General features: G+C 69.7%; 27 protein-coding genes and 1 tRNA gene. 11 read left to right on the forward strand and 17 right to left on the reverse strand.

Annotated features, from left to right (window positions below; genetic code table 11):
* A partial coding sequence (locus AB0K17_RS02370) for an Hsp70 family protein (protein ID WP_365981836.1) occupies positions 1-1,092 on the reverse strand: 1,092 nt, incomplete at its 3' end.
* 276 nt (positions 1,093-1,368) lie between these two features.
* Between AB0K17_RS02370 and AB0K17_RS02375 the strand changes: the two genes are divergently transcribed.
* The 3 genes from AB0K17_RS02375 (at position 1,369) to AB0K17_RS02385 (ending at position 5,303) form a co-directional block, all read left to right on the forward strand.
* Positions 1,369-3,639: a (Fe-S)-binding protein gene (locus AB0K17_RS02375; protein WP_365981837.1), complete on the forward strand. Its 2,271-nt coding sequence runs from the start codon at positions 1,369-1,371 to the stop codon at positions 3,637-3,639.
* 133 nt (positions 3,640-3,772) lie between these two features.
* Positions 3,773-4,282, forward strand: a complete 510-nt coding sequence (locus tag AB0K17_RS02380; RefSeq protein WP_365981838.1) for a MarR family transcriptional regulator — start codon at positions 3,773-3,775, stop codon at positions 4,280-4,282.
* 139 nt (positions 4,283-4,421) lie between these two features.
* Positions 4,422-5,303: a Yip1 family protein gene (locus tag AB0K17_RS02385; protein ID WP_365967857.1), complete on the forward strand. Its 882-nt coding sequence runs from the start codon at positions 4,422-4,424 to the stop codon at positions 5,301-5,303.
* Positions 5,304-5,371: 68 nt separating this feature from the next.
* On the opposite strand, the gene AB0K17_RS02390 is transcribed toward AB0K17_RS02385, so the two are convergent.
* From AB0K17_RS02390 to AB0K17_RS02400, 3 genes are all read right to left on the reverse strand, one after another.
* Positions 5,372-5,869, reverse strand: coding sequence for a phosphoribosyltransferase (locus AB0K17_RS02390; protein ID WP_365967848.1), 498 nt, complete (start codon positions 5,867-5,869; stop codon positions 5,372-5,374).
* Between the two features lie 28 nt (positions 5,870-5,897).
* The gene (gene dcd, locus AB0K17_RS02395) at positions 5,898-6,473 is read right to left on the reverse strand and encodes a dCTP deaminase (RefSeq protein ID WP_365967847.1); all 576 of its coding nucleotides are present in this window, start codon (positions 6,471-6,473) and stop codon (positions 5,898-5,900) included.
* 77 nt (positions 6,474-6,550) lie between these two features.
* Positions 6,551-6,715: a hypothetical protein gene (locus AB0K17_RS02400; RefSeq protein ID WP_365981839.1), complete on the reverse strand. Its 165-nt coding sequence runs from the start codon at positions 6,713-6,715 to the stop codon at positions 6,551-6,553.
* Between the two features lie 263 nt (positions 6,716-6,978).
* Between AB0K17_RS02400 and AB0K17_RS02405 the strand changes: the two genes are divergently transcribed.
* The 4 genes from AB0K17_RS02405 to AB0K17_RS02420 all read left to right on the forward strand — a co-directional run bounded on the left by AB0K17_RS02405 (position 6,979) and on the right by AB0K17_RS02420 (position 11,360).
* Positions 6,979-7,049: transfer RNA gene (locus tag AB0K17_RS02405), tRNA-Gly, on the forward strand.
* Positions 7,050-7,132: 83 nt separating this feature from the next.
* Positions 7,133-8,449, forward strand: coding sequence for an MFS transporter (locus tag AB0K17_RS02410; RefSeq protein WP_365981840.1), 1,317 nt, complete (start codon positions 7,133-7,135; stop codon positions 8,447-8,449).
* Complete coding sequence (locus AB0K17_RS02415) at positions 8,446-10,836, forward strand: phosphotransferase (RefSeq protein ID WP_365981841.1); 2,391 nt, start codon at positions 8,446-8,448, stop codon at positions 10,834-10,836. The genes AB0K17_RS02410 and AB0K17_RS02415 overlap by 4 nt, the downstream gene beginning before the upstream one ends.
* Positions 10,837-10,982: 146 nt before the next feature.
* The gene (locus AB0K17_RS02420) at positions 10,983-11,360 is read left to right on the forward strand and encodes a hypothetical protein (RefSeq protein WP_365981842.1); all 378 of its coding nucleotides are present in this window, start codon (positions 10,983-10,985) and stop codon (positions 11,358-11,360) included.
* A 52-nt stretch (positions 11,361-11,412) separates the two neighbouring features.
* Here the strand turns inward: AB0K17_RS02420 and AB0K17_RS02425 are convergent, their stop codons facing one another.
* Both AB0K17_RS02425 and AB0K17_RS02430 read right to left on the reverse strand, forming a co-directional pair.
* Positions 11,413-11,949, reverse strand: a complete 537-nt coding sequence (locus AB0K17_RS02425; protein WP_365981843.1) for an EF-hand domain-containing protein — start codon at positions 11,947-11,949, stop codon at positions 11,413-11,415.
* An 83-nt stretch (positions 11,950-12,032) separates the two neighbouring features.
* Positions 12,033-12,299 carry a hypothetical protein gene (locus tag AB0K17_RS02430; RefSeq protein WP_365981844.1) on the reverse strand — a complete coding sequence of 89 codons (267 nt, stop codon included), beginning with the start codon at positions 12,297-12,299 and terminating at the stop codon, positions 12,033-12,035.
* A 218-nt stretch (positions 12,300-12,517) separates the two neighbouring features.
* Here AB0K17_RS02430 and AB0K17_RS02435 point away from each other — a divergent pair, with 218 nt between their 5' ends.
* Positions 12,518-13,594, forward strand: coding sequence for a TerD family protein (locus tag AB0K17_RS02435; RefSeq protein WP_365981845.1), 1,077 nt, complete (start codon positions 12,518-12,520; stop codon positions 13,592-13,594).
* Between the two features lie 214 nt (positions 13,595-13,808).
* Here the strand turns inward: AB0K17_RS02435 and AB0K17_RS02440 are convergent, their stop codons facing one another.
* The 6 genes from AB0K17_RS02440 to AB0K17_RS02465 form a co-directional block, all read right to left on the reverse strand.
* Complete coding sequence (locus tag AB0K17_RS02440; RefSeq protein WP_365981846.1) at positions 13,809-14,507, reverse strand: nucleotidyl transferase AbiEii/AbiGii toxin family protein; 699 nt, start codon at positions 14,505-14,507, stop codon at positions 13,809-13,811.
* Positions 14,504-14,878, reverse strand: a complete 375-nt coding sequence (locus AB0K17_RS02445) for a transcriptional regulator (protein ID WP_365967840.1) — start codon at positions 14,876-14,878, stop codon at positions 14,504-14,506. Before AB0K17_RS02445 ends, AB0K17_RS02440 begins: the two co-directional genes overlap by 4 nt.
* 50 nt (positions 14,879-14,928) lie before the next feature.
* Positions 14,929-15,579 carry a hypothetical protein gene (locus AB0K17_RS02450; protein ID WP_365967839.1) on the reverse strand — a complete coding sequence of 217 codons (651 nt, stop codon included), beginning with the start codon at positions 15,577-15,579 and terminating at the stop codon, positions 14,929-14,931.
* 13 nt (positions 15,580-15,592) lie between these two features.
* Positions 15,593-17,698, reverse strand: a complete 2,106-nt coding sequence (locus tag AB0K17_RS02455; RefSeq protein WP_365981847.1) for a hypothetical protein — start codon at positions 17,696-17,698, stop codon at positions 15,593-15,595.
* 95 nt (positions 17,699-17,793) lie between these two features.
* Positions 17,794-18,012 (reverse strand): hypothetical protein, encoded by a 219-nt coding sequence (locus tag AB0K17_RS02460; protein ID WP_365967837.1) that lies wholly within the window; start codon positions 18,010-18,012, stop codon positions 17,794-17,796.
* Between the two features lie 95 nt (positions 18,013-18,107).
* The gene (locus AB0K17_RS02465) at positions 18,108-18,323 is read right to left on the reverse strand and encodes a hypothetical protein (RefSeq protein WP_365967836.1); all 216 of its coding nucleotides are present in this window, start codon (positions 18,321-18,323) and stop codon (positions 18,108-18,110) included.
* Positions 18,324-18,570: 247 nt separating this feature from the next.
* On the opposite strand from AB0K17_RS02465, the gene AB0K17_RS02470 reads away from it, so the two are divergent.
* Positions 18,571-18,981, forward strand: coding sequence for a helix-turn-helix transcriptional regulator (locus AB0K17_RS02470; RefSeq protein ID WP_365967835.1), 411 nt, complete (start codon positions 18,571-18,573; stop codon positions 18,979-18,981).
* Between the two features lie 131 nt (positions 18,982-19,112).
* Complete coding sequence (locus AB0K17_RS02475; protein ID WP_365967834.1) at positions 19,113-19,376, forward strand: hypothetical protein; 264 nt, start codon at positions 19,113-19,115, stop codon at positions 19,374-19,376.
* A gap of 60 nt (positions 19,377-19,436) precedes the next feature.
* Here the strand turns inward: AB0K17_RS02475 and AB0K17_RS02480 are convergent, their stop codons facing one another.
* The 3 genes from AB0K17_RS02480 to AB0K17_RS02490 all read right to left on the reverse strand — a co-directional run bounded on the left by AB0K17_RS02480 (position 19,437) and on the right by AB0K17_RS02490 (position 20,768).
* Positions 19,437-19,832: a rodlin gene (locus tag AB0K17_RS02480; protein WP_365967833.1), complete on the reverse strand. Its 396-nt coding sequence runs from the start codon at positions 19,830-19,832 to the stop codon at positions 19,437-19,439.
* A 148-nt stretch (positions 19,833-19,980) separates the two neighbouring features.
* The gene (locus tag AB0K17_RS02485) at positions 19,981-20,367 is read right to left on the reverse strand and encodes a rodlin (protein WP_365967832.1); all 387 of its coding nucleotides are present in this window, start codon (positions 20,365-20,367) and stop codon (positions 19,981-19,983) included.
* Positions 20,368-20,489: 122 nt separating this feature from the next.
* Positions 20,490-20,768 carry a hypothetical protein gene (locus tag AB0K17_RS02490; protein ID WP_365967831.1) on the reverse strand — a complete coding sequence of 93 codons (279 nt, stop codon included), beginning with the start codon at positions 20,766-20,768 and terminating at the stop codon, positions 20,490-20,492.
* 277 nt (positions 20,769-21,045) lie between these two features.
* Between AB0K17_RS02490 and AB0K17_RS02495 the strand changes: the two genes are divergently transcribed.
* Positions 21,046-21,648 carry a TetR/AcrR family transcriptional regulator gene (locus tag AB0K17_RS02495; protein WP_365981848.1) on the forward strand — a complete coding sequence of 201 codons (603 nt, stop codon included), beginning with the start codon at positions 21,046-21,048 and terminating at the stop codon, positions 21,646-21,648.
* A gap of 223 nt (positions 21,649-21,871) precedes the next feature.
* Here the strand turns inward: AB0K17_RS02495 and AB0K17_RS02500 are convergent, their stop codons facing one another.
* A complete protein-coding gene (locus tag AB0K17_RS02500; RefSeq protein ID WP_365981849.1) occupies positions 21,872-22,576 on the reverse strand; it encodes a ScbR family autoregulator-binding transcription factor in 705 nt (234 codons plus the stop codon).
* Between the two features lie 248 nt (positions 22,577-22,824).
* Positions 22,825-23,577, reverse strand: a complete 753-nt coding sequence (locus AB0K17_RS02505; protein WP_365981850.1) for a glucose 1-dehydrogenase — start codon at positions 23,575-23,577, stop codon at positions 22,825-22,827.
* Positions 23,578-23,600 lie beyond the last annotated feature (23 nt).

Here is a 23,600-nt window from a genome sequence, read left to right on the forward strand (position 1 = left end):
GTCGAGGAGCAGGACGTCCTTGACCTCACCCTTGAGGACACCGGCCTGCAGGGCGGCGCCGATGGCGACGACCTCGTCCGGGTTCACACCCTTGTTGGCCTCCTGGCCGCCGGTCAGCTCCTTGACGAGCTCGGCGACGGCGGGCATACGGGTGGAGCCACCGACCAGGACCACGTGGTCGATCTCGGACAGGGCGATGCCCGCGTCCTTGATGACGTTGTGGAACGGCACCTTGCAGCGCTCGAGCAGGTCGGCGGTCAGCTGCTGGAACTGGGCGCGGGTGAGCTTCTCGTCCAGGTGCAGCGGGCCCTCGGCGGACGCCGTGATGTAGGGCAGGTTGATCGAGGTCTCCGTGGAGGAGGACAGCTCGATCTTCGCCTTCTCGGCGGCCTCGCGCAGACGCTGCAGCGCCATCTTGTCCTTGGACAGGTCGACGCCGTGGCCGGAGGCGAACTGCTTGACCAGGTAGTCGACGACGCGCTGGTCCCAGTCGTCACCACCGAGGTGGTTGTCACCGTTGGTGGCCTTGACCTCGACGACGCCGTCGCCGATCTCCAGCAGCGAGACGTCGAAGGTGCCGCCACCGAGGTCGAAGACGAGAATGGTCTGGTCGTCCTTGTCGAGACCGTAGGCCAGGGCGGCCGCGGTGGGCTCGTTGACGATGCGCAGGACGTTCAGGCCCGCGATCTCGCCGGCCTCCTTGGTGGCCTGACGCTCGGAGTCGTTGAAGTACGCCGGGACGGTGATGACCGCGTCGGTGACCTTCTCGCCCAGGTAGGCCTCGGCGTCCCGCTTGAGCTTCTGCAGGATGAAGGCGCTGATCTGCTGGGGGTTGAAGTCCTTGCCGTCGAGGTTGATCTTCCAGTCGGTGCCCATGTGGCGCTTGACCGAGCGGATCGTCCGGTCGACGTTGGTCACGGCCTGGCGCTTGGCGACCTCACCGACCAGCACCTCGCCGTTCTTCGCGAAGGCGACGACGGACGGCGTGGTCCTGGCGCCCTCGGCGTTGGTGATGACGGTGGGCTCACCGCCTTCGAGAACACTGACGACGGAGTTCGTCGTACCCAGGTCGATGCCGACCGCACGTGCCATGTCGATTCCTCCAGCTGACTTGAGTGGAACAGACTCAAGGGTGCAACAGGGATGCAAACCTGTCAACAGACCTGAGCCAGCCGGGCTCAACCTTTATGCGGCACTTACTGGCAGTGGCGGACGTTCACGCTGCAGCAGCACCGGGGCAAGGGTTGCCTTGCGCGACACAGATCACCGGCGATGCGGGTATATCGCGCGCGCGAGAGTGAGTAGTCTCGTACGGACTGGATAAGTTACCGATTAGTAATCCCGCTTTCGCAGCCCGAGGAGCCACCCATGCAACTCGCCGCGATCATCGTGTCGCTGGCCCTAATGGCGGTCGGCATCGCGCTGTTCGGCCGTGCCCTCCTCCAGATCTACCGGCACATGCGGCTGGGCCAGCCCGTCCCCGCCGGCACGCGGACGGACGAGCCGGTGCAGCGCACCGTGACGGTGGTCAAGGAGTTCCTCGGCCACACCCGCATGAACAAGTGGGGCGTCGTCGGCGTGGCGCACTGGTTCGTGGCGGTGGGCTTCTTCTCGCTGCTGCTGACGATCGTCAACGCCATCGGCCAGCTGTTCAAGGCCGACTGGATCCTGCCGATCATCGGCGACTGGGCCCCGTACAACGTCTTCGTCGAGTTCGTCGGCACGATGACCGCGCTCGGCATCCTCGTCCTGATCGCCGTCCGGCAGCTGAGCCGGCCGGGCGGGGCGGGCCGCAAGTCCCGCTTCGCCGGCTCCAACTTCGGCCAGGCGTACTTCGTCGAGGCCGTCATCCTCATCGTCGGCATCTGCATCTTCATGCTGCACGCCCTGGAGGGCGCCCAGCACGACGTCGACGGCTACGAGGCCTCGTTCTTCATCTCGTACCCGGTCGTCTCGTGGCTGGAGGGAATGGACCTCTCCACCCTCCAGAACCTCACCTACTTCTTCGCCGGTCTGAAGATCGCGACGTCCTTCATCTGGATGATCACGGTCTCGCTGAAGACGGACATGGGTGTGGCCTGGCACCGCTTCCTGGCCTTCCCCAACATCTGGTTCAAGCGCGAGGCGAGCGGCGACGTGGCCCTCGGCGCCCTGCAGCCGATGACCAGCGGCGGCAAGCCGATCGACTTCGAGGACCCGGGCGAGGACGACGTCTTCGGCGTCTCGAAGATCGAGGAGTTCTCCTGGAAGGGCATCCTCGACTTCTCCACCTGCACCGAGTGCGGCCGCTGCCAGTCGCAGTGCCCCGCCTGGAACACCGGCAAGCCGCTCTCCCCCAAGCTGCTGATCATGTCGCTGCGCGACCACGCGCACGCCAAGGCGCCGTACCTGCTCGCCGGCGGCGGCAAGTCCGCGGAGGGCGAGGAGAAGGCCACCGCGGAGCAGCTGAAGGACGTCCCGGCCGCCGCCCTGGCCGAGGCCGAGCGCCCGCTGGTCGGCACGCTGGAGGAGAACGGCGTCATCGACCCCGACGTGCTGTGGTCCTGCACCACGTGCGGCGCGTGCGTCGAGCAGTGCCCCGTCGACATCGAGCACGTCGACCACATCGTCGACATGCGCCGCTACCAGGTGATGATCGAGAGCTCCTTCCCGTCCGAGGCGGGCACGATGCTCAAGAACCTGGAGAAGAAGGGCAACCCCTGGGGCCTGGCCAAGAAGCAGCGCCTCGCGTGGACCAAGGAGGTCGACTTCGAGGTCCCGGTCGTCGGCAAGGACGTCGAGGACCTCACCGAGGTCGACTACCTCTACTGGGTCGGCTGCGCCGGCGCCCTGGAGGACCGCGCCAAGAAGACCACCAAGGCCTTCGCGGAGCTGCTGCACATGGCGGGCGTGAAGTTCGCCATCATGGGCGGCGACGAGGCCTGCACGGGCGACTCCGCGCGCCGCCTGGGCAACGAGTTCCTCTTCCAGCAGCTCGGCCAGCAGAACGTCGAGATGCTGAACATGGCCTTCGGCGAGGACGCCGAGGAAGGCGTCAAGGTCGAGAAGTCCAAGAAGAAGATCGTCGCGACCTGCCCGCACTGCTTCAACACGATCGCCAACGAGTACCCGCAGCTCGGCGGCGAGTACGAGGTCATCCACCACACGCAGCTGCTGCAGCACCTCATCGACGAGGGCAGGCTGATCCCCGTCACCCCGGTCGAGGGTCTGATCACCTACCACGACCCCTGCTACCTGGGCCGCCACAACAAGGTCTACACGCCGCCGCGCGAGATCATCGCCAAGGTGCCGGGCCTGCGCAACGAGGAGATGCACCGCCACAAGGAGCGCGGCTTCTGCTGCGGCGCCGGCGGCGCGCGCATGTGGATGGAGGAGCGCATCGGCAAGCGCATCAACAACGAGCGCGTCGACGAGGCGCTGTCCCTCAACCCGGACATCGTCTCCACCGCCTGCCCCTTCTGCCTTGTCATGCTGACCGACTCGGTCAACGGCAAGAAGAACGAGGGCAAGGCCAAGGAGTCCATCCAGGTCGTCGACGTCGCCCAGCTGCTGCTGGAGTCGGTGAAGACCCCGGCCGCCCCGGAGGGCGACGGCGAGCCGGCTGACGCGCCGGAGCCGGACCCGGAGCCGGTGAAGTAGCCACTTCCGTGCCGTGTACGAGGCCGGGCCCCGCGAGTGTTCGCGGGGCCCGGCCTCGGCCGTTTCCGTGACGACGGCCGTGACGACCAACACTCTTGATCTCAACCATGCTTGAGGTCCTACCGTCGAAGACATGACGACGACGCAGAACACCCAGCTCACCACCCCCAAGTTCGACGACAGCAACCTCGCCGGGCAGCCCATCGGCTACTGGAGCTACGCCGCCCACATGGCCGTCATCCGGCACATCCGGGCCGCCCTGGCCACGCAGGACGTCACGCAGCCGCAGTGGTGGGTGCTCAACCGCACCGTCCTCGTCGAGGGCGGGCTGACGCAGCAGGAGCTGCGCGTGGCGCTCACCGCCAACCTCGACCACCGGCCCGAGGAGATCGACCAGGCCCTGTACTCCCTCGTCGCCCGTGGCTGGATGGCCGAGGGCACCGAGGGCCGCTACGTGCTGACCGATGCCGGCCGCGAGGCCAAGGCACGCATCTTCGAGGTCGTGCGCCGGGTGCGCGCGGAGATCCACGCCGGCATCACGGACGAGGAGTACGCCGCCGCCCTCACCGTCCTGCGCCGCATGATCAGCAACGTGGGCGCCGACGAGCTGCTCTCGCCCGACCGCCGGCTGCCCAAGCGCTGAGAACGCGCCGGCGGCAGGGGCCCCCGGGCTTTCCCCTAGGGGATGTCACAGGTCGGCCGCAAAGCACGGCCCGTTCCCCCGGGGGCGGCTCCGGGCGCTCCCCGGAGCGGGTACGTTCGTTGACGTGGCTGGATTCAGGATGGGACGCGGACGGGACGAGCAGCAGCCCGGGCCCGCATGGCACGGACAGCAGCAGGCGCAGGCGCCGTACGGCGGCCAGGGCGCGCCCGGCGGGCAACCGCAGTGGCAGCAGCAGGGCGGTGGCGGGTACGACGAGCCCGAGTACTTCGGCGGGCAGCCGCATCCCCGGCCGCACCCGCAGGGCGGCTACGACCCGTACTACGGGCAGGGTCAGGGGCAGGCCCCCGGCGGCGCGGACCAGACGCGGCAGTTCAGCATCGGCGAGGCCCCGGACGCGTACGGGCAGGACGCCTACGGCCCGTACGGCGGCGAGAGCGGCCCGCCGGCGCCGCCCCCCGGGCCGCGGCTGCACTGGAAGGACCTGCTGAGCGGCATCGTGCTGCGCCCCTCGGCCACCTTCTGGCAGATGCGCGACCACCAGGTGTGGGCGCCGGCCCTGATCGTCACCTTCGTCTACGGCCTGCTGGCCGTCTTCGGCTTCGACAAGGCGCGCGCGGACGTCCTGAAGGCCTCGCTGGGCCAGGTCCTGCCCGCCGTACTGATCACCGGCGTCATCATGGTGATCGCCGGCCTGATCCTCGGCGCGGTCACCCACACCCTCGCCCGCCAGCTGGGCGGCGACGGCATATGGCAGCCGACCGTCGGCCTGTCGATGCTGATCATGTCGATCACGGACGCACCGCGGCTGCTCTTCGCGATGTTCCTCGGCGGCGACAGCACGCTCGTGCAGGTGCTGGGCTGGGCCACCTGGGTGGCGGCCGGTGCGCTGCTGACGTCCATGGTGAGCAAGTCGCACGACCTGCCGTGGCCGAGGGCGCTGGGCGCCTCGGCGATCCAGCTGGTCGCCCTGCTGTCGCTGATCAAGCTGGGAACGCTGTAGTCACGCACGCCATGCGAAAGGGCCCGTTCCGATCCCGGAACGGGCCCTTTCGCGATGCTTCACGGCTGTCAGGCGTCGAGAACCTGACCCTCACGGCGCACGACCGGCGGCTCGACCGACCACGGGAAGTTGATCCAGTCGTCGGTGCGCTTCCAGACGTACTCGCACTTCACCAGCGACTGCGGCTTCTCGTAGATGACCGCGCTGCGCACCTCGGCGACGTGCTCCAGGCAGAAGTCGTGCACCAGCTTGAGCGTCTTGCCGGTGTCGGCGACGTCGTCGGCGATGAGGACCTTCTTGTTGGAGAAGTCGATCGCGTTGGGCACGGGGGCGAGCATGACTGGCATCTCGAGAGTCGAACCGACTCCCGTGTAGAACTCCACGTTCACCAGGTGGATGTTCTTGCAGTCCAGCGCGTAGGCGAGGCCGCCTGCGACGAAGACGCCGCCGCGCGCGATGGACAGGATGATGTCCGGCTCGTAGCCGTCGTCCGCGATGGTCTGTGCCAGCTCACGGATGGCCTGCCCGAAGATCGGGTAGGTCAGGTTCTCGCGGATGTCGCTCACGTTGCTCTTCGCCTTGTTCCCTGGTCGCTCAGACCTGCGTGCGGTGGAAATTCTGGAAGGACCGCGAGGGCGTGGGGCCCCGCTGTCCCTGGTACCGGGAACCGTGCTTCGCGGACCCGTAAGGATGCTCGACGGGTGACGTCAGCCGGAACATGCACAGCTGGCCGATCTTCATCCCCGGCCACAGCTTGATCGGCAGGGTCGCCATGTTCGACAGCTCCAGCGTCACGTGCCCGGAGAAGCCCGGGTCGATGAAGCCGGCCGTCGAGTGGGTCAGCAGCCCCAGCCGGCCGAGGCTGGACTTGCCCTCCAGTCGCGAGGCGATGTCACCGGGGAGCGTGATCACCTCGTACGTCGAGGCCAGCACGAACTCACCGGGGTGCAGGATGAACGCCTCGTCGCCCTCCGGCACCACCTCGCGCGTCAGGTCCGGCTGCTCGACGGCCGGGTCGATGTGCGGGTACCGGTGGTTCTCGAACACCCGGAAGTAGCGGTCCAGCCGCACATCGATGCTCGACGGCTGCACCATCGATTCGTCGAACGGGTCGATCCGCACACGGCCGGCGTCGATCTCGGCCCGGATGTCCTTGTCTGAGAGAAGCACGCTTCGAGGATACGCAAAGAAGACAGGCACCCCGACAACGCGGGCCCGACCCCTGCCGGGCCGGGCCCGCACCGGGCTCACCGCTTCTCCGACCCCACCGGCACCGACTGCCGCAACCGGGCGCAGCGCGGGCAGCGCAGGAGCCGCCCGGGGCCGATCCGGTCGGGGCCGAGGTGCTGCATCGGGAACGAAGCGGTGCTGAACACGTGCCCTTCGGCACAACGAACGACGGTGCGCTCCATCGAGCTCCCTTTCCCCATGGCCGACACGAAAGGACAAAAGCCACATTAAGGGATGCGTCGGAGCCTCCTGAAGGCGGCACCCCGACCACTCCCCCGGCCGTTTGCCGCGCCCCCACGGTACGCCCCAACTCCCGGCCCCACTCGCCCGTATCCCCCACCCCGCACACCCTCCTCACACAACGACGGAACCCCCGGGCGGGTGCACCGGGGGTCCGTGATGAGGTACAGTGTGCGACGATGAGACGCCTTGATGGGCGTCCCGCGCGGGCGTAGTTTAATGGTAGAACATGAGCTTCCCAAGCTCAGAGCGCGAGTTCGATTCTCGTCGCCCGCTCTTCACAGAACCCCCAGGTCAGAGACCTGGGGGTTCGTCGTTGTCCGGACGAACCCTTTCCTGCGCCCCTCGTTGTCACGGGTATGACCGTACGACGGCGGATGGGCGCCGCAGCGGACGCCGGCCTCTGGCGGCATCGGGGCTTTCTCCATTACTGGAGCGCGAACGCCGTCGACCTCGTGGGCAGCGGGGTCACGCGGGTGGCGCTTCCGCTGGTCGCAGTGGTGGCACTGCACGCCTCCGTCTGGCAGGTCGCGCTGCTGTCGTTCGCACAGACCCTGCCGCCCCTGCTGGTGTCGCTCCCTGCCGGGGCGGTCGCGGACCGGCACCGCAAGCGTCCCGTGATGGTGGGCGCGGCGCTGGCCGGCGGCGCCGCGCTCCTCGTCGTCCCGCTTGCCGACGCCATCGGCCGGCTGTCCTTGGGGCTGCTGTACGGCGTGGCACTGGTGAGCTCGGTCGCCGAGGTGTTCGGCTCCACCGCGCGCATCAGCTTCCTTCCCTCGCTCTTGCCCCGTCGACAGCTTTTGGAGGCCAACTCCCAGCTCGGCGGCATCAATTCCCTGGCCGACAGTGCCGGCTCCCAGCTCGGTGGCGCCCTGGTCACCGTTCTCGGTGCCGCCCATGCCGTCTACCTGGATGTCGCCTCCTACCTGGCCTGTGCTCTCCTCCTCACCCGCATCCGCACCGCCGAACCGGCCACGGCACGGCCGGCGAAGAACACGACCTTCCGGGCCGGGATCGCCGAGGGCATGCGCTATGTGTGGTCCCATCCCACGATCCGGCCGTTGATGCTCGCCGCCACCGCGTACATCGCCGTCATGGCGTTCCTGACCACCCTGTGGTCCGTGTACGTGCTGCGTGACCTGCACTATTCGAGTGCGGCTCTGGGCACGACGCTGAGCGTGGCCGCGCTCGGCGGGTTCTGCGGCGCGCTCGTCGTCCGTCCGGTGGTCGCACGGTACGGACCGGTGCGCGTCATGCTCACCGCCCTCGCCCTGGCCCCCTTCACCGAGGTGCCGCTCCTGCTCGCCGCGCCCGGACGCCTCTGGCAGATCGCCGTCGGCCTGGCGATGTTCGTCCAGTCGGGCTGCGCCGTCGTCCAGGGCTCCACCCAGCGCACCGTCCGCCAGGCCGTCTGCGAGCCCGCGCTGCAGGGCCGCATGCTCGCCACGAGCCGGTGGGTGGTGTACGGCTCGCAGCCGGTGGCCGCCCTCCTCGCCGGTACCGCCGGAACCTGGCTGGGGCTGTGGAACGGCCTGGCCGTCGGCACCCTCGCCCTCGCCGTCCCGTTCCTCGTCCTGCGCAGTTCCTCGCCCGCCGATATGCCCCGGGGCACCACCGTCCCGGAACAAGCCGACCGGGCACGCGCGTGCCTGCAAAGAGAAAGCGATGCCGCATGAGCTCTGGAGGAAATCCGGACCGGCCCCGTCCGCCCCGCCCCACCGGACGGTACGTTCCCGCCAGGGGAATCCACACGGAATCCGCGCGTCTTCAGCGGCTCGGCTGGCTTCGCTCCACCACCCGGACGAGCCTGGACTCCCTGCAGCACACACGGCTCGACGCCGGCAAACTCACCGGGAACATCGAAGGATTCGTCGGTACCGTCGAAATCCCGATCGGCATTGCCGGGCCCTTGTTGTTCTGCGGGGAGAACGTCCAGGGCGAGATCTACGCCCCCATGGCGACCACCGAGGGCGCCCTCGTCTCCTCCGCCACGCGGGGCGCCCTGGCCGTCACCATGTCAGGCGGGGTCACCACCTGTGCCGTCTCCCAGGCGATGACGCGCGCACCCGTCTTCGCCTTCTCCCGGCTGTCGGCCGCCGGCCGTTTCGCCGCGGCGATTCCCCGGCACCTCGACGACCTCCGCACGGCCGTCCGGCAGGTCTCCCAGCACGCCGAACTCGTCTCCCTCGAACCCGTGGTGCTGGGCAGGACGGTTCACCTGCGGTTCCGGTACACCACCGGGGACGCAGCGGGGCAGAACATGACCACGGCCTGCACCTGGCACGCCTGCCAGTGGATCCTGCAGCAGCCCGACCTGGCCGGGGAGGGGGAACTGGAATCGTTCATCATCGAGGGGAACACCTCGGGCGACAAGAAGGCGTCCTCCCAGGCCATGGGGGAAGGCCGCGGCATCAGAGTGTCCGCCGACTGTCTCCTGTCGGCAGGTGTGGTCGAACGAGTGCTGAAGACCACCCCCGACGAACTGGTCACGGGCTACCAGCACATCGCCGCAGGCGCCGTGCACAGCGGGGTGCTGGGGTCGAACGCGAACACGGCCAACATGGTGGCGGCGATTTTCACCGCGACCGGTCAGGACATCGCCTGCGTCCACGAGTCGGGCGTGGGGCAGTTCATTCTCGAACGGACGCCGGACGGCGTCTACGCGAGCATGACCCTCCCCGGCCTGGCGATCGGGACGGTCGGCGGCGGCACCCACCTGACCACGCAGCACGAGCTCCTGGAAACGATGGGGTGCACGGGCCGCAGGAGCGCGGCCCGCCTGGCGGAAATCATCGCCGGCTTCGCACTGGCCCTGGACCTGTCGACGGTCTCGGCCGCCGTTTCCGGACAGTTCGCCAGCGCCCATGAGCGTCTCGGCCGCAACAGGCCGGTCCGCTGGTTCGGCCTCGACGAACTCGACGCCGCATTCTTCGAGTCGGCCCTGGGCCATTCCGCCAGGCCGGGCGTCAAGGTCACCGGCGTCGAAGCCTCCGGCATTCCCATGGGCCCCAGCGTCCTGTCCGAGCTGACGTCGCGCACAGTGAAGAAGGCCGTCGGCCTCTTTCCGATGCAGCTGAGGGTCGCCGACGGCGATGCGGAGGAAAAGCTCGACGTCATGGTCAAGGTGAAGCCCACCGACCGCGAGGTCATGAAGATGGCCGGCCTGGCAGCCGGCTTGTGCGGCGGCCCGGTGGCAACCCACTACCGCAGGTTCGAGCAACGTCTCGGCTTCGTGGGGTGCGACGTGCGGGAACTGGCCCTGTACGAGCAGACCGACACCCGCTTCACCAGCCTGGTGCCGCGACCGTACCGGACCTATCGCGACGATCGGCGGGAGGCCTACGTCATCGTCATGGAGTGCCTCGGCGACATGGAGCTGATGGACACGTCCGAGCGTCCCCGCGCATGGTCCCGCCGGCACCTCGACATTGCCCTGCGCGACCTCGGACAGCTCCACTCCCTCTGGTACGGCAAGGAACCGGCGCTCCGCCGGATGCCGTGGATCGGGCACGTTCCCAACGCCTCCGACATGGTGGAGATGAAGGACCTGTGGCTGGCTCTGGCCGACCACGCGGCGGAGGAATTCCCCGAGATCGTCGTTGCACGCCACCACGCTCGGCTGCTTTCCTGCATCGCAACCATCGACCACTGGTGGCCGCAGATCGAGGCGATGCCCAGGACGCTCGTGCACAACGACTTCAACCCCCGCAACCTCGCCATCCGGGCGGACGGCAGGCTGTGCGCGTACGACTGGGAGCTCGCCACCCTGCACATTCCCCAGCACGACCTGGCCGAGCTGCTCTGCACCGCCCTCGACCCCGACGACATCAATGCGGCGACGGTCGCCGAGCTCTCGGAAACCCACCGCAGGTCGCTGGAGACCCACGCCCGTACCACCCTCGACCGGGCCCAGTGGGAATGCGGATATCGCCTCGCCCTCAAGGACCTGGCCGTCAACCGCTTCGGGCTCTACTTCGTGGCACACACCGTTCGCCACTACGGCTTCCTCGAGCAATGGTGGCGGAACCTGTGGGCCCTGATCGACCTGTCGGAAACCGCCTAGCGATGTTGTCGCTCTGTGTCTCTTCGGACCATAACTCCGGTCACACCGTGGCGTTAGGCCGACCGGGTGAGAGTTGCCGACAGAGCCGCATGGCGTGGACCGCGCCTCTCACCGTGTCGTATCCCACCGAAGAACAAGGCGGAGCAGTGGCTTCCTTCAAGCGATTCGCAGTGCTGTCCGGCATGGCCGTGGCCATCCTGGCCTCCCCGGTGTGCATCGGGGCCGCGAGCGCCGACACGATCGACCAGGGAGCGGGTGGCCTGCTGTCGAACATCGGCAGCCGGAACACCGCTGGTCACTCCAACCTGTGCGGCGCCGGCCGGGTGAGCCTCCTCAACGACCGGACCTGCGTCGCCCGCTACGACTCCCACCACCGTCACGGCGACAACCGCCAGGTGACCGGCCCGAGCGGCGGCCTGCTCTCCAACATCGACTCCCGCAACGCCTCCGGATTCAGCAACAACTGCGGGACGGACACCATCGGTGTCCTCAACCACACCACCTGCGTCACCGAAGAAAAGTAGGACCGAGGGCCCAGGTCGGCGACCTGGGCCCTCCTCGTTTCCGTACACCGTCTCAGTACAGGGCATCCCCCATCGGGGAGTCCTCGCCCGTGACGTAGGCGCGGATCGACGCCAAGTACTGGGGGCGGCCGACCAGGCCGTCGCCGTCGGCATCCAGGGCGTCGAATGCCGCGTCGGCATGGTCCGCCCGGTTGCCCAATGCCTGCCGCAGCATCGTGAACTCCGACCGGTCCAGCGCGCCGTCCTGGTCGGCATCGGCGAGGTCGAAGAGGGCACCGAGCGCGTACTGGCAGATGGTGTCGAACTTCTCGGCGTCGACCCACGCCGCGTACTCGTCGAAGGTCATCACGCCGTCGCCGTTCGCGTCCATCGCCGCCCAGGCGCGCTCACCGGTGGCGCGTGCAGCGATGACCAGGGGGTCGTCGTCCTTGCGCCCGGACGCCTGCGTGGCCCGCTCGATCCGGACGAAGTAGTCGTGTCTGGAGGCGACTCCGTCCCCGTCCATGTCCAGCATCGCGAAAATGCGCCCCTTCGCGGTGGTGAGGTCCACGAGGGGGGCTGCCTGCGGCTCGGCGGGGGAAAGGGACATCCAGTGGCCTTCCTTCGCGTGCGTGCGTCCGGCTGTCCCTACCCAGCATCTTCAGTGGTCCATGCGGCCGGCGTGCTGCGGGTTCAGGAGGACAACGGAACCCAGGCGTTCGGGCCGTCCGCGTTGTACCAGTAGCGGTGGTCGGTGTTCAGGGCGACGGTGCGGAAGGGCTGTCCGTGGTCGTCGATGCGGGTGGCTCCCTGACGGTCGCCACTGCTCCACGTCAGCTCCAGATACCAGCTGACGTCGTGGCGGAGCGTCGAGGCATCGACGTCCGGCACCTGCGGGTCCGCGGCCGAGACCTTGTACGGGAAGTTCGCCGCCGGCGTCGTCCGCTCTCCCTCCGTCACGGTCTGGCAGCCGACCGCCGCCGACGCCCTCGGCTCCTGAGGCCCCCGGCCCGGCAGGCCGACCCGGGCCGCCCCACCCCGCCGCAACCCCACGGGATGCGGCGGGGTTATTTTCATGGGGGTTATTTTCTTACTTGCGCAACTGGGGAACCACGGGCCACTGGATCCCGTTTCCTGCAGTGACGCAGGAGAAGACGCATCAGCACTGGAGGACGTTGATGGGCGTGGCCTTGTCCAAGGGCGGCAACGTGTCGCTGTCCAAGCAGGCGCCCGGTCTGACCACCGTGACGGTCGGGCTCGGATGGCAGGTGCGGGCGGGGGCCGCAGCCGGCGACGGCTTCGACCTGGACGCCAGTGCGCTGCTGTGCGGGGCGAACGGCACCGTGCTCTCCGACCAGCACTTCGTCTTCTTCAACAACCTCCGCAGCCCCGACGGCTCGGTGGTCCACACCGGCAACGCGAGCGGTGGCGGCAGCGGCGGGGACAACGAGCGGATCCGCGTCGATCTCGCCCGCGTGCCCGCCGAGGTGACCCGCATCGTCTTCCCGGTCTCGATCTACGAGGCCGCGCAGCGCGGGCAGAACTTCGGGCAGCTCGCCGGCGCGTACATCCGCGTCGTCGACGAGGACGGCGGGGGCGCCGAGCTCGCCCGCTACGACCTGAAGAGCGACGCCTCCGCCGAGACCGCGATGGTCTTCGGCGAGCTGTACCGCCACGGCGCCGAGTGGAAGTTCCGCGCGATCGGCCAGGGGTACGCCTCCGGGCTCGCCGGCATCGCCACCGACTACGGCGTCGACGTCCTTCGGGAGGCGGCGGCGCCCGCGCCCGTACCGCCGGCACCGCCCGTACCTCTGGTACCGCCTGTTCCCGTAACCGCACCTCAGCACACCCCAGGGAGTTCCCCCGTGACGTGTTTCTTCGATGCCGGCCACGGCCCCGGTGCCGTCTCCGTGATGTGGTCGCCGCAGTGGGGCGTCGCCCGCCCGGTGGACGCGTGCCACGGTTGCGCCCAGCGCGTCCAGACCACCGCCCCGCCGTACTACACGGCTCCGCCGCAGGCGGGTTACCCCCAGGTCGGGTACCCGCAGCAGGGCTACCCCCAGCCGGTGCAGCAGCAGGGTTACCCCCAGCAGGGCCAGCCCGGCCAGCAGGGCCAGGGCCGGCGCTTCGGCACCGGTGCGCTCATCGGCGCGGGCGCGGCCGGTCTCGTCGGCGGTGCACTGCTGAACGAGGCGATGAGCGACGACGAGCCCGAGGTGATCGTCAACAACTACTACGAGGGCGACGACTACTAGGCCGTCTCCGGCCGATCTTCGTCATGCACGGCGCCCCGTCAGGGGCGCGGGGAACTGCGCGATCAGCCGGCGACGGCCCGCAGCTGACACGCCACCCCGGGGGCCCGGGCAATCTGCGGGCACGTCGTGGCTTGTCGCGCCCACGCGGCGGCAGCCGCACATCGACACCGCCCCGCGCCCCTTACGGGGCGCTGCACGATCCGCCGGACAGGCCCTAGTCCTCGGAGGGCTCCTCGGGGGGCTCCTCGTACGGGGCCTCCTCCATCAGCCGTTCGCCGATGTCGTCGGACCACTCCTGCGCCCAGCGGCGCAGCTCGGCGATCGCCTCCTCGTCCAGCCCGTAGGCGGCGAAGAGGCGGTCGTCGAGGAGTTCGACGGTCTCCAGCCGGGCCCGCAGGTCCGTGAGGTCGAAGTCGTCCCAGGCACGACTGCGGCCGAGTTCCTCGAGCTCGATGCGCGACCAGCGGCCGGTGGCGGACGCGGCGTGGACGTCGACGAGGTCGCGGGGGTAACCGCGGGCGGCGAGGGCGCGCACCTTGGTGCCGACGACGTCGTCGAGTGCGAGGACCGGACCGTACGCGGTCTGCAGCGGCGGGCGGGCCATCGTCTCCTTGAGGACGTCCACCTCGCACTCCTCGCCCGTTTCCGGGTTGGAGACGACCATGCGGGCCGAGATGGGCTCGGTCTCGAGCGCGCTGACCCGCCAGCCGCGTTCGATCAGGCCGCGACGCAGGGCTGCCGCGATCTCCGCCATCGGCACCTGAGCCTCAGTGGCTAGGTCGAGGTCGTCGCTGAGCCGCTCCACCAGTCCATGGGCCTGCACCGCGTACCCACCCGTGAGGACGAGCGGGTACGGGGAGCCGATGGCCACGACGTCGGCGAGCAGCCGGCGGTGCAGATCATTGATTCTCACGCGGCTGCCGAGTCCGTTCCTGCGCCGAGTTCCATGAAGGTGCTTTCCCACACGTGCCGGACGTGCTTGCCGAGAAGCCTGCGCAGGAGCGGCCAGTCGGCTACCAGCACATCGGGATTCAGGAACCTGATCAGGTCTTCGGCCCGGCCCTCGTTGAGCAGGACCTGGTAGAGACCCAGACGCTCGCCTCGATGGTCCAAGTCGAAGCGGCGCAAGCCGGACCACACCACATGGAGCGGCGGTTCGACCACTCCGTGCGCAGGTCCGGCGAGCTCCGAAAGGCTGTCCGGAAGGCGGGCCGCGAGCTGGGTGCGGCGGAGGTCGGCGTACGACGTCCCTTGCAGCTCCGGGAGCTTCTTGTCAGTCGACATACCCGGGATTATCCCGCTTCCACACCGTCTCGGCCCGCCGCCGTCACCCGTCAGTGCCCCGGCCACCCGTCCAGGTGGCGGTGGACCTGCACGGCCGGGCGCGGGGGCGCGGTGTGGCCGGTGGTGGGCGTCAGGGAGGTGGGGCGGGAGAGCAGGGCGGTGACCTCGGCGGCCAGGGCGTCGGCCTTGCGCTTGAGGTCGGCGGCGGGGAGCCGGGAGCGGCCCAGGTCGTCGAGGCGGCGGTGGATGCCGTCGAGCTGGCGCTGGGCGTCGGCGGTCAGGCGGGTGGGGTGGGCCGTGGAGACCACGAACTGGTAGGCGCCGGCGAGCGTCTGGCAGCCGGTGCAGTGGTCGTTGACGGCGTGGCCCTTGTTGATGGCGTTGAGCCGGACGTTCTCCCCGGAGAGGGTGACGATCTGGAACGACAGGGCCACCGAGCGGCAGGCGTCGTCGGCCGTGCAGCCGGCGGAGGTGGCGTCGGCGTGGTTGGCGACGCGGGCGCCGAGGACGGTGCCGAGCTGGTGGACGGCGAAGGTGTCGTGGTACTCGACGTGGTGCCGGTGGTTGGCGGTGGTGCGGGCGCCGTCGCCGACGACGGCGACCGACGAGGCGGCCTGGGCAGGCCCGGCGGTGGCGGCCGTGGCGAGGCCGGCGGCGAGCAGGCCGATCCGGACGAAGTGGCGGGTGAGGTACGGGTTCACGGGTTGTCGCTCCTCATGGTGTGGCTCGTGATGGTGCGGACGCGCTGGGCGCGGGGGCCGGCGGCGACGCCGGCGGGGGTGTGGTGGCGGCCGGCGGCGGGGTGCTGGCGGCCGGGGCCGGGACGCTGGGCGCCGGGGCGGGGGTGGAGGCCGAGGGGCTGGGCGCCGGCACGGGCTTGGGGCTGGCGCTGGGCTGCGGCGCCGGCGGTACCACGACCGGGGCGGGCACGGGACCGGTGCTGGGCGCGGGGGCCGGGGCGGGGCCGGGTGCCGGGGCGCCGGCCGGGGGCGCGGGTGCGGCGGAGGGGGGCGGCGAGGGCAGGCCGGGGGCGGGTGGCGGGGTGCGCCAGGGCAGGGGGGCGACGATCGGCGCGCTGCCGTCGGGGCGGTGGCCGCCGACCGGGTCGGGTTCCTGCGCGGCGGGGCGCGCCCCGAGCCGGTCGTCCTCGGGCGTGGCCGGGGCGACGGGGACGTGCGGCTGCAGGATGGGCGCGATGGGCGGCTTGGGCGGCAGCGGCTTGGGCGTGACGCCGCTGGTCCAGGCGTAGGCGAGGGTGCCGGCCACGGCGAGGACGCCGAGGAGGAGGGCAGCGCGCAGCCGGGGGCGTCCGTCGGTGGCGCGCACGGCGTTGCGGCCGAGGCGGCCGGAGAGCCGGATCGACAGGTACGTCATGCCGGCGAGCGGCACGATGAGCATGAGGCTGCCGAGCACGCCGGCGAGGCCGGCCGCGATCTCGCCGTCGGCGAAGGCCTCGTAGGTGCCGGTGAGTTGGGTGGTGAGCGAGCGGATGCCGGTGGCGACGAGGCGGGGCAGGTTCCACAGCGCGTACCCGGCCTCGGCGGCCAGCAGCGGGACCATGGTCAGCACCCAGGTGGTGACGATGACGCGGGTGCTGCGCTTGAGGTCGGCGACGGCGGGTTCGGGCCGGCGGCCGGGGATCATGCCGAGCAGGATCGGTTTGATCTTGCCGTAGAGGTCGGGGACGCCGGCGAGGTCGCCGAGGATGAAGTAGCCGTCGAGGCGGACGGCCGGCATCAGCTGTTCGAGCACTTCGAAGTGGCCGAGGTAGACGGCGCAGAGCAGGAAGGGCGCCCCGGTGACGAAGTACAGCCCGGTCAGCATGAGCATGAAGACGACGTTGAAGTAGACGCCGCCGAGGTCGGTGCGCAGGCGTCCGGCGCGCCCGATGCGGTAGACGTCGGTGACGTCGGTGTACATGGAGGGCCAGATCAGGAACAGGCCGCAGCCGATGCAGCCGGGTCTGGCGCCGTCGTAGTGGCAGGCCGAGGCGTGGCCGAACTCGTGGAAGAGCAGCGAGGCGACGGTGAGCCCGAAGACGGCGAGCAGCAGCAGCGGCTGGTCGAGCACGTTGAGCACGGGCGTCATGGCGCCGTGGAAGCCGAAGAGCCACACGTCCATGGCCGCGGCGAGCAGCAGGGCGGTGGCGACGACGGGCGGACGGTGCAGCCAGGCCAGGGCGCGGGCGATGACGGCGACCTTGGGCTCGTCGAACAGGACGCGGTGGCCCTTGAGGGCGAGCAGCAGGTCCGAGCGCGGGCCGTCGACCTCGTCGCTCTCCTGGCCGGGCGGCACGGTGATGCCGAGCGGCTGGAGCTTGCTCTCGACGAGGTAGCCGACGTTCTCCGCGCTGACGTCGCGGCCGAAGCCGGCGCTGACGAGGCGGGCGATCTCCCGCTGGTCGCGCACGCCGTCGACGGCGGAGGCGACGAGGTGCAGCAGACGGGAGAGCTGCACCACCTGGCCGTCGCCACGGCGGGCGATGTACTTGGGCTCGGTGAAGCCCGAGCCCTGGTACTCGCCGTGCAGGCGCAGGCCCGCGCTGAGCCGGGGGACGACGTCCCCGGCCGCGGGCGGCTCCCCCTCCTGCGCCTCCTTCTCCTGCTCGGCCTGCCGGATCACCGGCAGTTCGAGCGTGGCGGCTTCCTCCCCCTCGTCGTACGCCGTGGAGGCGTACGGGAAGCCGCCGAATCCCGGCACCGGCGCTCCGGTCTCCCCTGTCCGCAGCCCGGAGCCGGTGGTGCCGGGCGGGAGCGTCGTCGTCCCGCCCGTCGTGCGATGGCGGCTGTGGCCGGCCTGGTGATCTCCGACCACCGTCATCTGCTCTCCCCCCTGGACGGGACGCTGCGCTCGTGGTGCCCCCCTCGGCCGGTCCGGCCGCCACCCCCCGGTGCGCGGCCGGACCGGACGGCCGGCTACTGCTTGATGGAGATGGACTGGGCGGCCTCGGACTGCGCCACCGCCCAGGGCGAGTTGTCGTTGGCCGCGAGGGACTCGTTGTGGGCGTGGACGTTCGCCACGTGCTTGGTGATGTTGGTGGTGCGGGTGAAGCTGAACTTCAGCTTGCCCAGGGCCTCACGGCCCGGCAGCAGCTCCGCGGACTCGGCCTCGAGCTCGTGCGGGTTCATGCTCATGGTGATGCTCTCCTTCACTACTACAGCTGGATGGCGTTACTACTGCTGGGAATTGCTGCTACTACTGGGAAGTGCGCTCCTGCCGGCGATCGCTGCTACTGCTGGATGGCGATCGACTGCGTGGCGGCCGACTGGGCCACGGCGTCCGGCGAGCAGACGTTCAGCGCGGTCGACGTGTTGTGGGCGTGGACGTCGGCCACGTGCTTGGTGACGGTGGTGGTGCGCGTGAAGCTGAACTTCAGCTTCCCCAGGGCCTCACGGCCCGGCAGCAGCTCCGCGGACTCGGCCTCGAGCTCGTGCATGTCGAGCATGCTGGTTCCCCCTCCGGGACGACGGTTCGCCTGCGAACCGTGCGGTGGCGCCCGGACGCAGGCAGGTTCCCCCCGGCCTCGCGTCCGATGCGGTCGGACGAGCTGTCCAACGAGATTGGACACTAGCGGCGTCGTCGGACGCCGCGCAAGGGCTTCCGGCGAACCTTGGAGAAGGGGCCTCTGGACGCCCCCCGTAGAATCGGTTCACCCGAGGCCCGATCCGACCTGAGCAGGAAGCGACCAGTCCGTGGCGAACGCACTGCAGCAGATCATCAGACAGCGCCTGGACCGTCAGGGATGGTCGTACGGGGACGTGGCCCGCAGGGGTGGCATCCCCCGCTCGACCGTGCACCACCTGGCCACCGCCGAACGCCTGGTGCGCATGCCGCAGCCGGCCACCCTCGAAGGGCTCTCCCGCGGGCTCGACCTCCCGCTGGACACCGTGCGCCGCGCCGCCGCCGAGACCTGCGGCATCCACCTCTACCCGGCCGACGAGGACAAGACCCCGGACACCCCGCCGGACCCCGAGGTCGACCTGCTGATCGCCAGTGTCCAGCGACTCAGCTCCGACGACCGGCGGCATGTGGCCGCCCTGGTCGAATCCCTGCTCGAACGCGGGCCCAAGGCCGCCGGGAACGAACCCCGTACCGAGAACTGAGCCATAACCGGACGCCGTTCGCCCGGCACCCGGTTCCCGGAACGGTTGAATCCAGCGAATATTCGCGTCCGCCCGAGCCGCACCCCCCTTCCCCGCTATCGTCTCGATCTGCCCGAAGCCAGGGGGAATGCGTGCTCGTTGTCAGTGGTGGATCGACCACCAACGCCGTCGTCCGGGGCCGCTCCGGGGAATCCGTGGTGCTGCTCTCCGGGGAACTGCCCGAAGTGCTCACCGACCGGAGCGTCGCCGAACTCCTCGACCTGGCAGCCGCGGTGCTGACCGGCGAGGAGATGACCATGTTCCGCGCGTGTCTGTGCGCGCTGCGCCGCGGCGAACCGCTGGGGCGGCGCCGGGTGGAGGTGGACGGCGCTGTTCTGACCATTTACGAGAGCTGAGGACACACGGGAGCCGCCCCCGGTGGGACCGGGGGCGGCTCGGGTGCGACAGCGGGCCGATCAGTGGTGCTTGTCGCGGTGGACGTCCTTGTTCCCGGAGCCGTTGCCCGAGATGAGGTGGTCCAGGAAATGCGACAGCGGGTCGTCCCCGTCGTTGATCACCGAGTTCTCCGTGCACTGCTGCTGCTGGTTCGAGGACAGAAGCTGGATGTCCGTGAGGCCCAGGACCCCGAGATCGCTGACGCCAACGCAGATCTTGTTGAACGACCCGTTGATGAGCCCGATCTGTGGGCTCATGTAGCCGCTCGTCCAGGTGTTTCCGTAGAACTGCCCCGCACCGTTGGCATTGGCCACGTGCTGTCCCTGGTCCCCGCCATCGGCCGCAAGGGCGACACTTCCCGAAGCACCGACGGCGGAGGCCGCCATGGCGACCACTGCCATTGCTTTCTTGATCACGTTCTTTCCCTCGCTACGGTCGCGGATCCTTTGTCAGAACGAACGCATGGCGGCACCTGAACGGGAGCCGTGAGCAGAATGGAACGCCCCCTCGCAGCGGTCCCGCACTCCGGCTGCAAGGGGGTCGGTCCGACACGTCCAAAGCTGCTCAGTGCCCGCCCGGGCCACCGCTGTTGAACGAGCCGTTGCCCGAAATGATGCCGTCCAGGATCTCCGACAGCGGGTCGTCACCGTCGACGATCTGCGAGTTGTCGGTGCACTGCATCTCCTGGTTCGAGGACAGGAGCTGAATGTCCGTGATCGCCAGGACGGCTGCGATGTCCTGCAGAGCGATGCAGGGCTTGTTCAGCGTGCCCTGGATGAGGCTCATCTGAGGACTTTCCTTGCCGCCCGTACGCGTGTTGCCGTACCCGGTCTTCGCGCCGTTGGCGTTCGCGCCGTCCTGTTCGTCGTCGCCCTGGGCCATTGCAGGGCCCGCCAGCGACCCGACCGCGGTTACCGCAAGGGCGGTGGTGGCGAGAAACTTCTTGAGCACGTCTATGCCTTTCGATCGTGTAGCGCCCCCACTGAAGCGTTCTGAACAACTGCGACCCTTTTGAGAAGTTTCGCGATGTCACTCATTCGCATCAGCAAGCAACGCCCGCGACCATGGGCGGCTCAACTCGTATGTCTACGGTACTGAAAGAGACTTGTGAGCGTCACGTACCGATATTGTCCGCCGCGCTCACTGCGCAGTTCCCCGCGGTCGATCAGATGCGCCACGGTCCACGGCGAGAGCCCCAGCAGCGAGGCGGCCGTGCGCACCGGGACGCTCAGCCCCTCGAAGACCGCGGGCATGGGTTCCTCCGCAGCGCGCCGGCACGCCGTGCGGTCGGCCGTCGCGTAGTCGTCGTACGTGGCGTAGGGGTCGATCGCGGCAGCAGCGTTTCGTGCCATGTCGACGCACACCATCCCCTCGGTCAGTCGTATTTACGTACCTGCCGCCAGGCTAGTCAGCTCAGCGGGAAGCGTATGAGGCTCCTTGCCGGGCGTCAAGTATGGTTTTGTCTGGCCTGCCGCCCGGCTAGATACCGTGGACGTACGACCGCGGCCGTTACCCCGGGCCCGCCGGGCCGGGTTAGCCCTCGTGGCAGGGGCGGCCACCCACTAGCCGGGCGTCAAGTAGGCTCACCCGGGGTGGCTGGTTCACGACGGACAGCAGGAGAGTGAGCCCATGGGGAGCACCCCGAAGGCGCGCAGGAGCGGCACGCGCGAACGCATCCAGAGGACGGCCCTCGACCTCTTCGTCTCACGCGGCTACGAGAAGACCTCGCTGCGGGAGATCGCCGAGGAGCTCGGGGTCACCAAGGCCGCGCTCTACTACCACTTCAAGACCAAGGAGGACATCCTCACCGCGCTCTCCGACGAGCTCGGCCGGCCGGTCGACGAGCTCGTCGCCTGGGGCCGGGAGCAGCCGCCCACGCCGGAGACCAAGCGCGAGCTGCTGCGCCGCTACAGCGAGGCGCTGCGCGACGCGGCCCCCATCTACCGGATCCTGCAGGAGAACCAGGCCACGCTGCGGGAGCTGAGCATCGGCGCGGCGCTGCGGGAACGCCTGACGGACGTCGGCGCGCTGCTGCAGGCCGGCGCCGGCTCGCTGGACGGCCGGGTGCGCTGTTCCAGCGCGATGCTGGCGGTGCACTTCGGGGCGCTCACGCTGGACGGGCTGCCGGGCGACAAGGAGGAGAAGCGGGCGGCCGTGCTGCGCGTCGGCCTGGAGATCCTCGACTCCGCCGCCCGTGAGGAGACCGCGGCCGCCCTGGACGCCGTGGGCTGAACCGGCGGGCCCGCTCGCGGTCGCACCGCGGGCCCCGGCCCGCGCGCCCGTGCGCCGGGGGCCGACGGGATACCCGTACGGCGCCTGCTGCCCCTTCGGGCCGCACTTCAATACCGGAGAGTCGGTTTCTTGATCACCAAGCGGCTCTTCCGGCGGGAGGAGTTCATCCTCCGCTTACGGAACAGTTAATTCCGTCAAGGAAGCTGCAGGTGTCGGCCGGGACTCAGGCCACGCCCGCCGGGGCCACCTCGGGGGCCTCCGCCGCGGCCGCGGCCGCCGCCCGCCACCGCTCCGCCTCCGCCAGCGCCCTGGCCCCGCGGCCGGGGGCCATGTCGAGGCGGGCCAGCACGGAGGGCACGGCGACGCTGGGCATCACGTGCTCGTACAGCACGGTGGCGCGGCGCTCCAGGTCGGCGCGGTTGTTGATCGCCTGGGACATGGTGTTGATGCCCGCGTAGGCGCCGACGATGAGCTCGGCGGTGTCGGCCGGCACGACGTGCGGGAGCACCTCGCCGCGCTCCTTGCCCTCCTCCAGGACGCGCGTGTGCAGTTCCGTCCAACCGTTGAACGGGCTGCTGCGGTTGAGGTTGGTCGAGCCGTGCTCGAGGGTCAGCCGCACGCTGCCGCGCAGGAGCGGGTCCACCAGCAGCCGGTGGGCGAAGATCATGCCCATGTCCACCAGTTCCTGCATCTTGGAGGTCCGGCCCGGCTCGCCGGCGGGCAGGTCGGTGGCCATCTGGGCGTCGATCACCGCGAGCGCCAGTTCCTCCTTGGAGGCGAAGTGGAAATACAGCGCCCCCTTGGTGACCTCGGCCCGCGCGAGGATCTCGGTGATCGTGGCGGCGTCGTAGCCCCGCTCGTCGAACACCACCGCGGCCGCTTCGAGAATGGACTGGCGAGTCCTGATCGCGCGGTCCTGCTTTGCCACGGTCTGCCTCCGGATCGATGAGATATCTCCGCCGCATCCCGGGCGGCGAGGGGCGGCACGCAACCGGCCGTCACACCGCTGCCGCCCCTCGAAAATCAAACCGGCGAGTACGTATCGTATCAAGAGCGGCTTGGCAATCTGGCGCAATTCACTCTGTGAATTGCGCTGGAGGACACCGTCCCGATCCTTGCAGTGGCCAACGAGCATCCCCTGCACGGCCGGAACGGTATCCGCGCGATCTGACGCGATCAGACCATCGTCAGCCCGCCGTCCACCGGCACGGTGGCCCCGGTGACGAACGACGCCCGGTCGCTGAGCAGCCAGGCAGCCGCCTCGGCGACCTCCTCCGGCTCCGCCGTGCGCGCCTGCGGGGTGGCGGCGTGCAACGTCTCCTCGATGCCCGGCTGTTGCGTGAACCACTCCACGACGACTTCGCTGCGCGTGGTTCCCGGGGCGAGCGCGTTCACCCGGATGCCGGACGCCGCGTACTCGGCGGCCGCCGCCTTCGTCAGGCCGATGACCGCATGCTTGGCCGCCACGTACGGGGCGGCGACCGGCGTGGCCAACAGGCCGCCCACACTACTGGTGTTGACGATCGAGCCGCCTCCGGCGGCGAGCATCGCGGTGATCTCGTCGCGCAGGCAGTTCCACACGCCGCGCGCGTTGACGTCCATGATGCGCTCGTAGGTGGCGTCGTCCATCAGGTGCAGCGGCGAGCGGCCCTCGCCCCAACCGGCGTTGTTGAACGCCGCGTCCAGCCGGCCGTACCGCTCCACCGCGTACGCGACGGCGCGCGCCGTGTCGGTGCGCCGGGTGACGTCGGTGACGACGTGGGCCGCCTCGGCGCCCTTTTCCCGCAATTCGTCCACCAGTTCGCGCAAACGGTCCTCACGCCGGGCGGCCAGCACCACCGTGGCACCCTCCCGTGCGAACACCCGTGCGGCAGCGGCGCCGATGCCACTGCTGGCACCCGTGATCAGCGTGATTTTCCCGTGCAGCATTCCGGGCGGCATTCCGTACGGCA

Origin of the sequence: Streptomyces sp. NPDC049585 (assembly GCF_040675615.1) — a bacterium.
Taxonomy (GTDB): Bacteria; Actinomycetota; Actinomycetes; order Streptomycetales; family Streptomycetaceae; genus Streptomyces; species Streptomyces luteosporeus.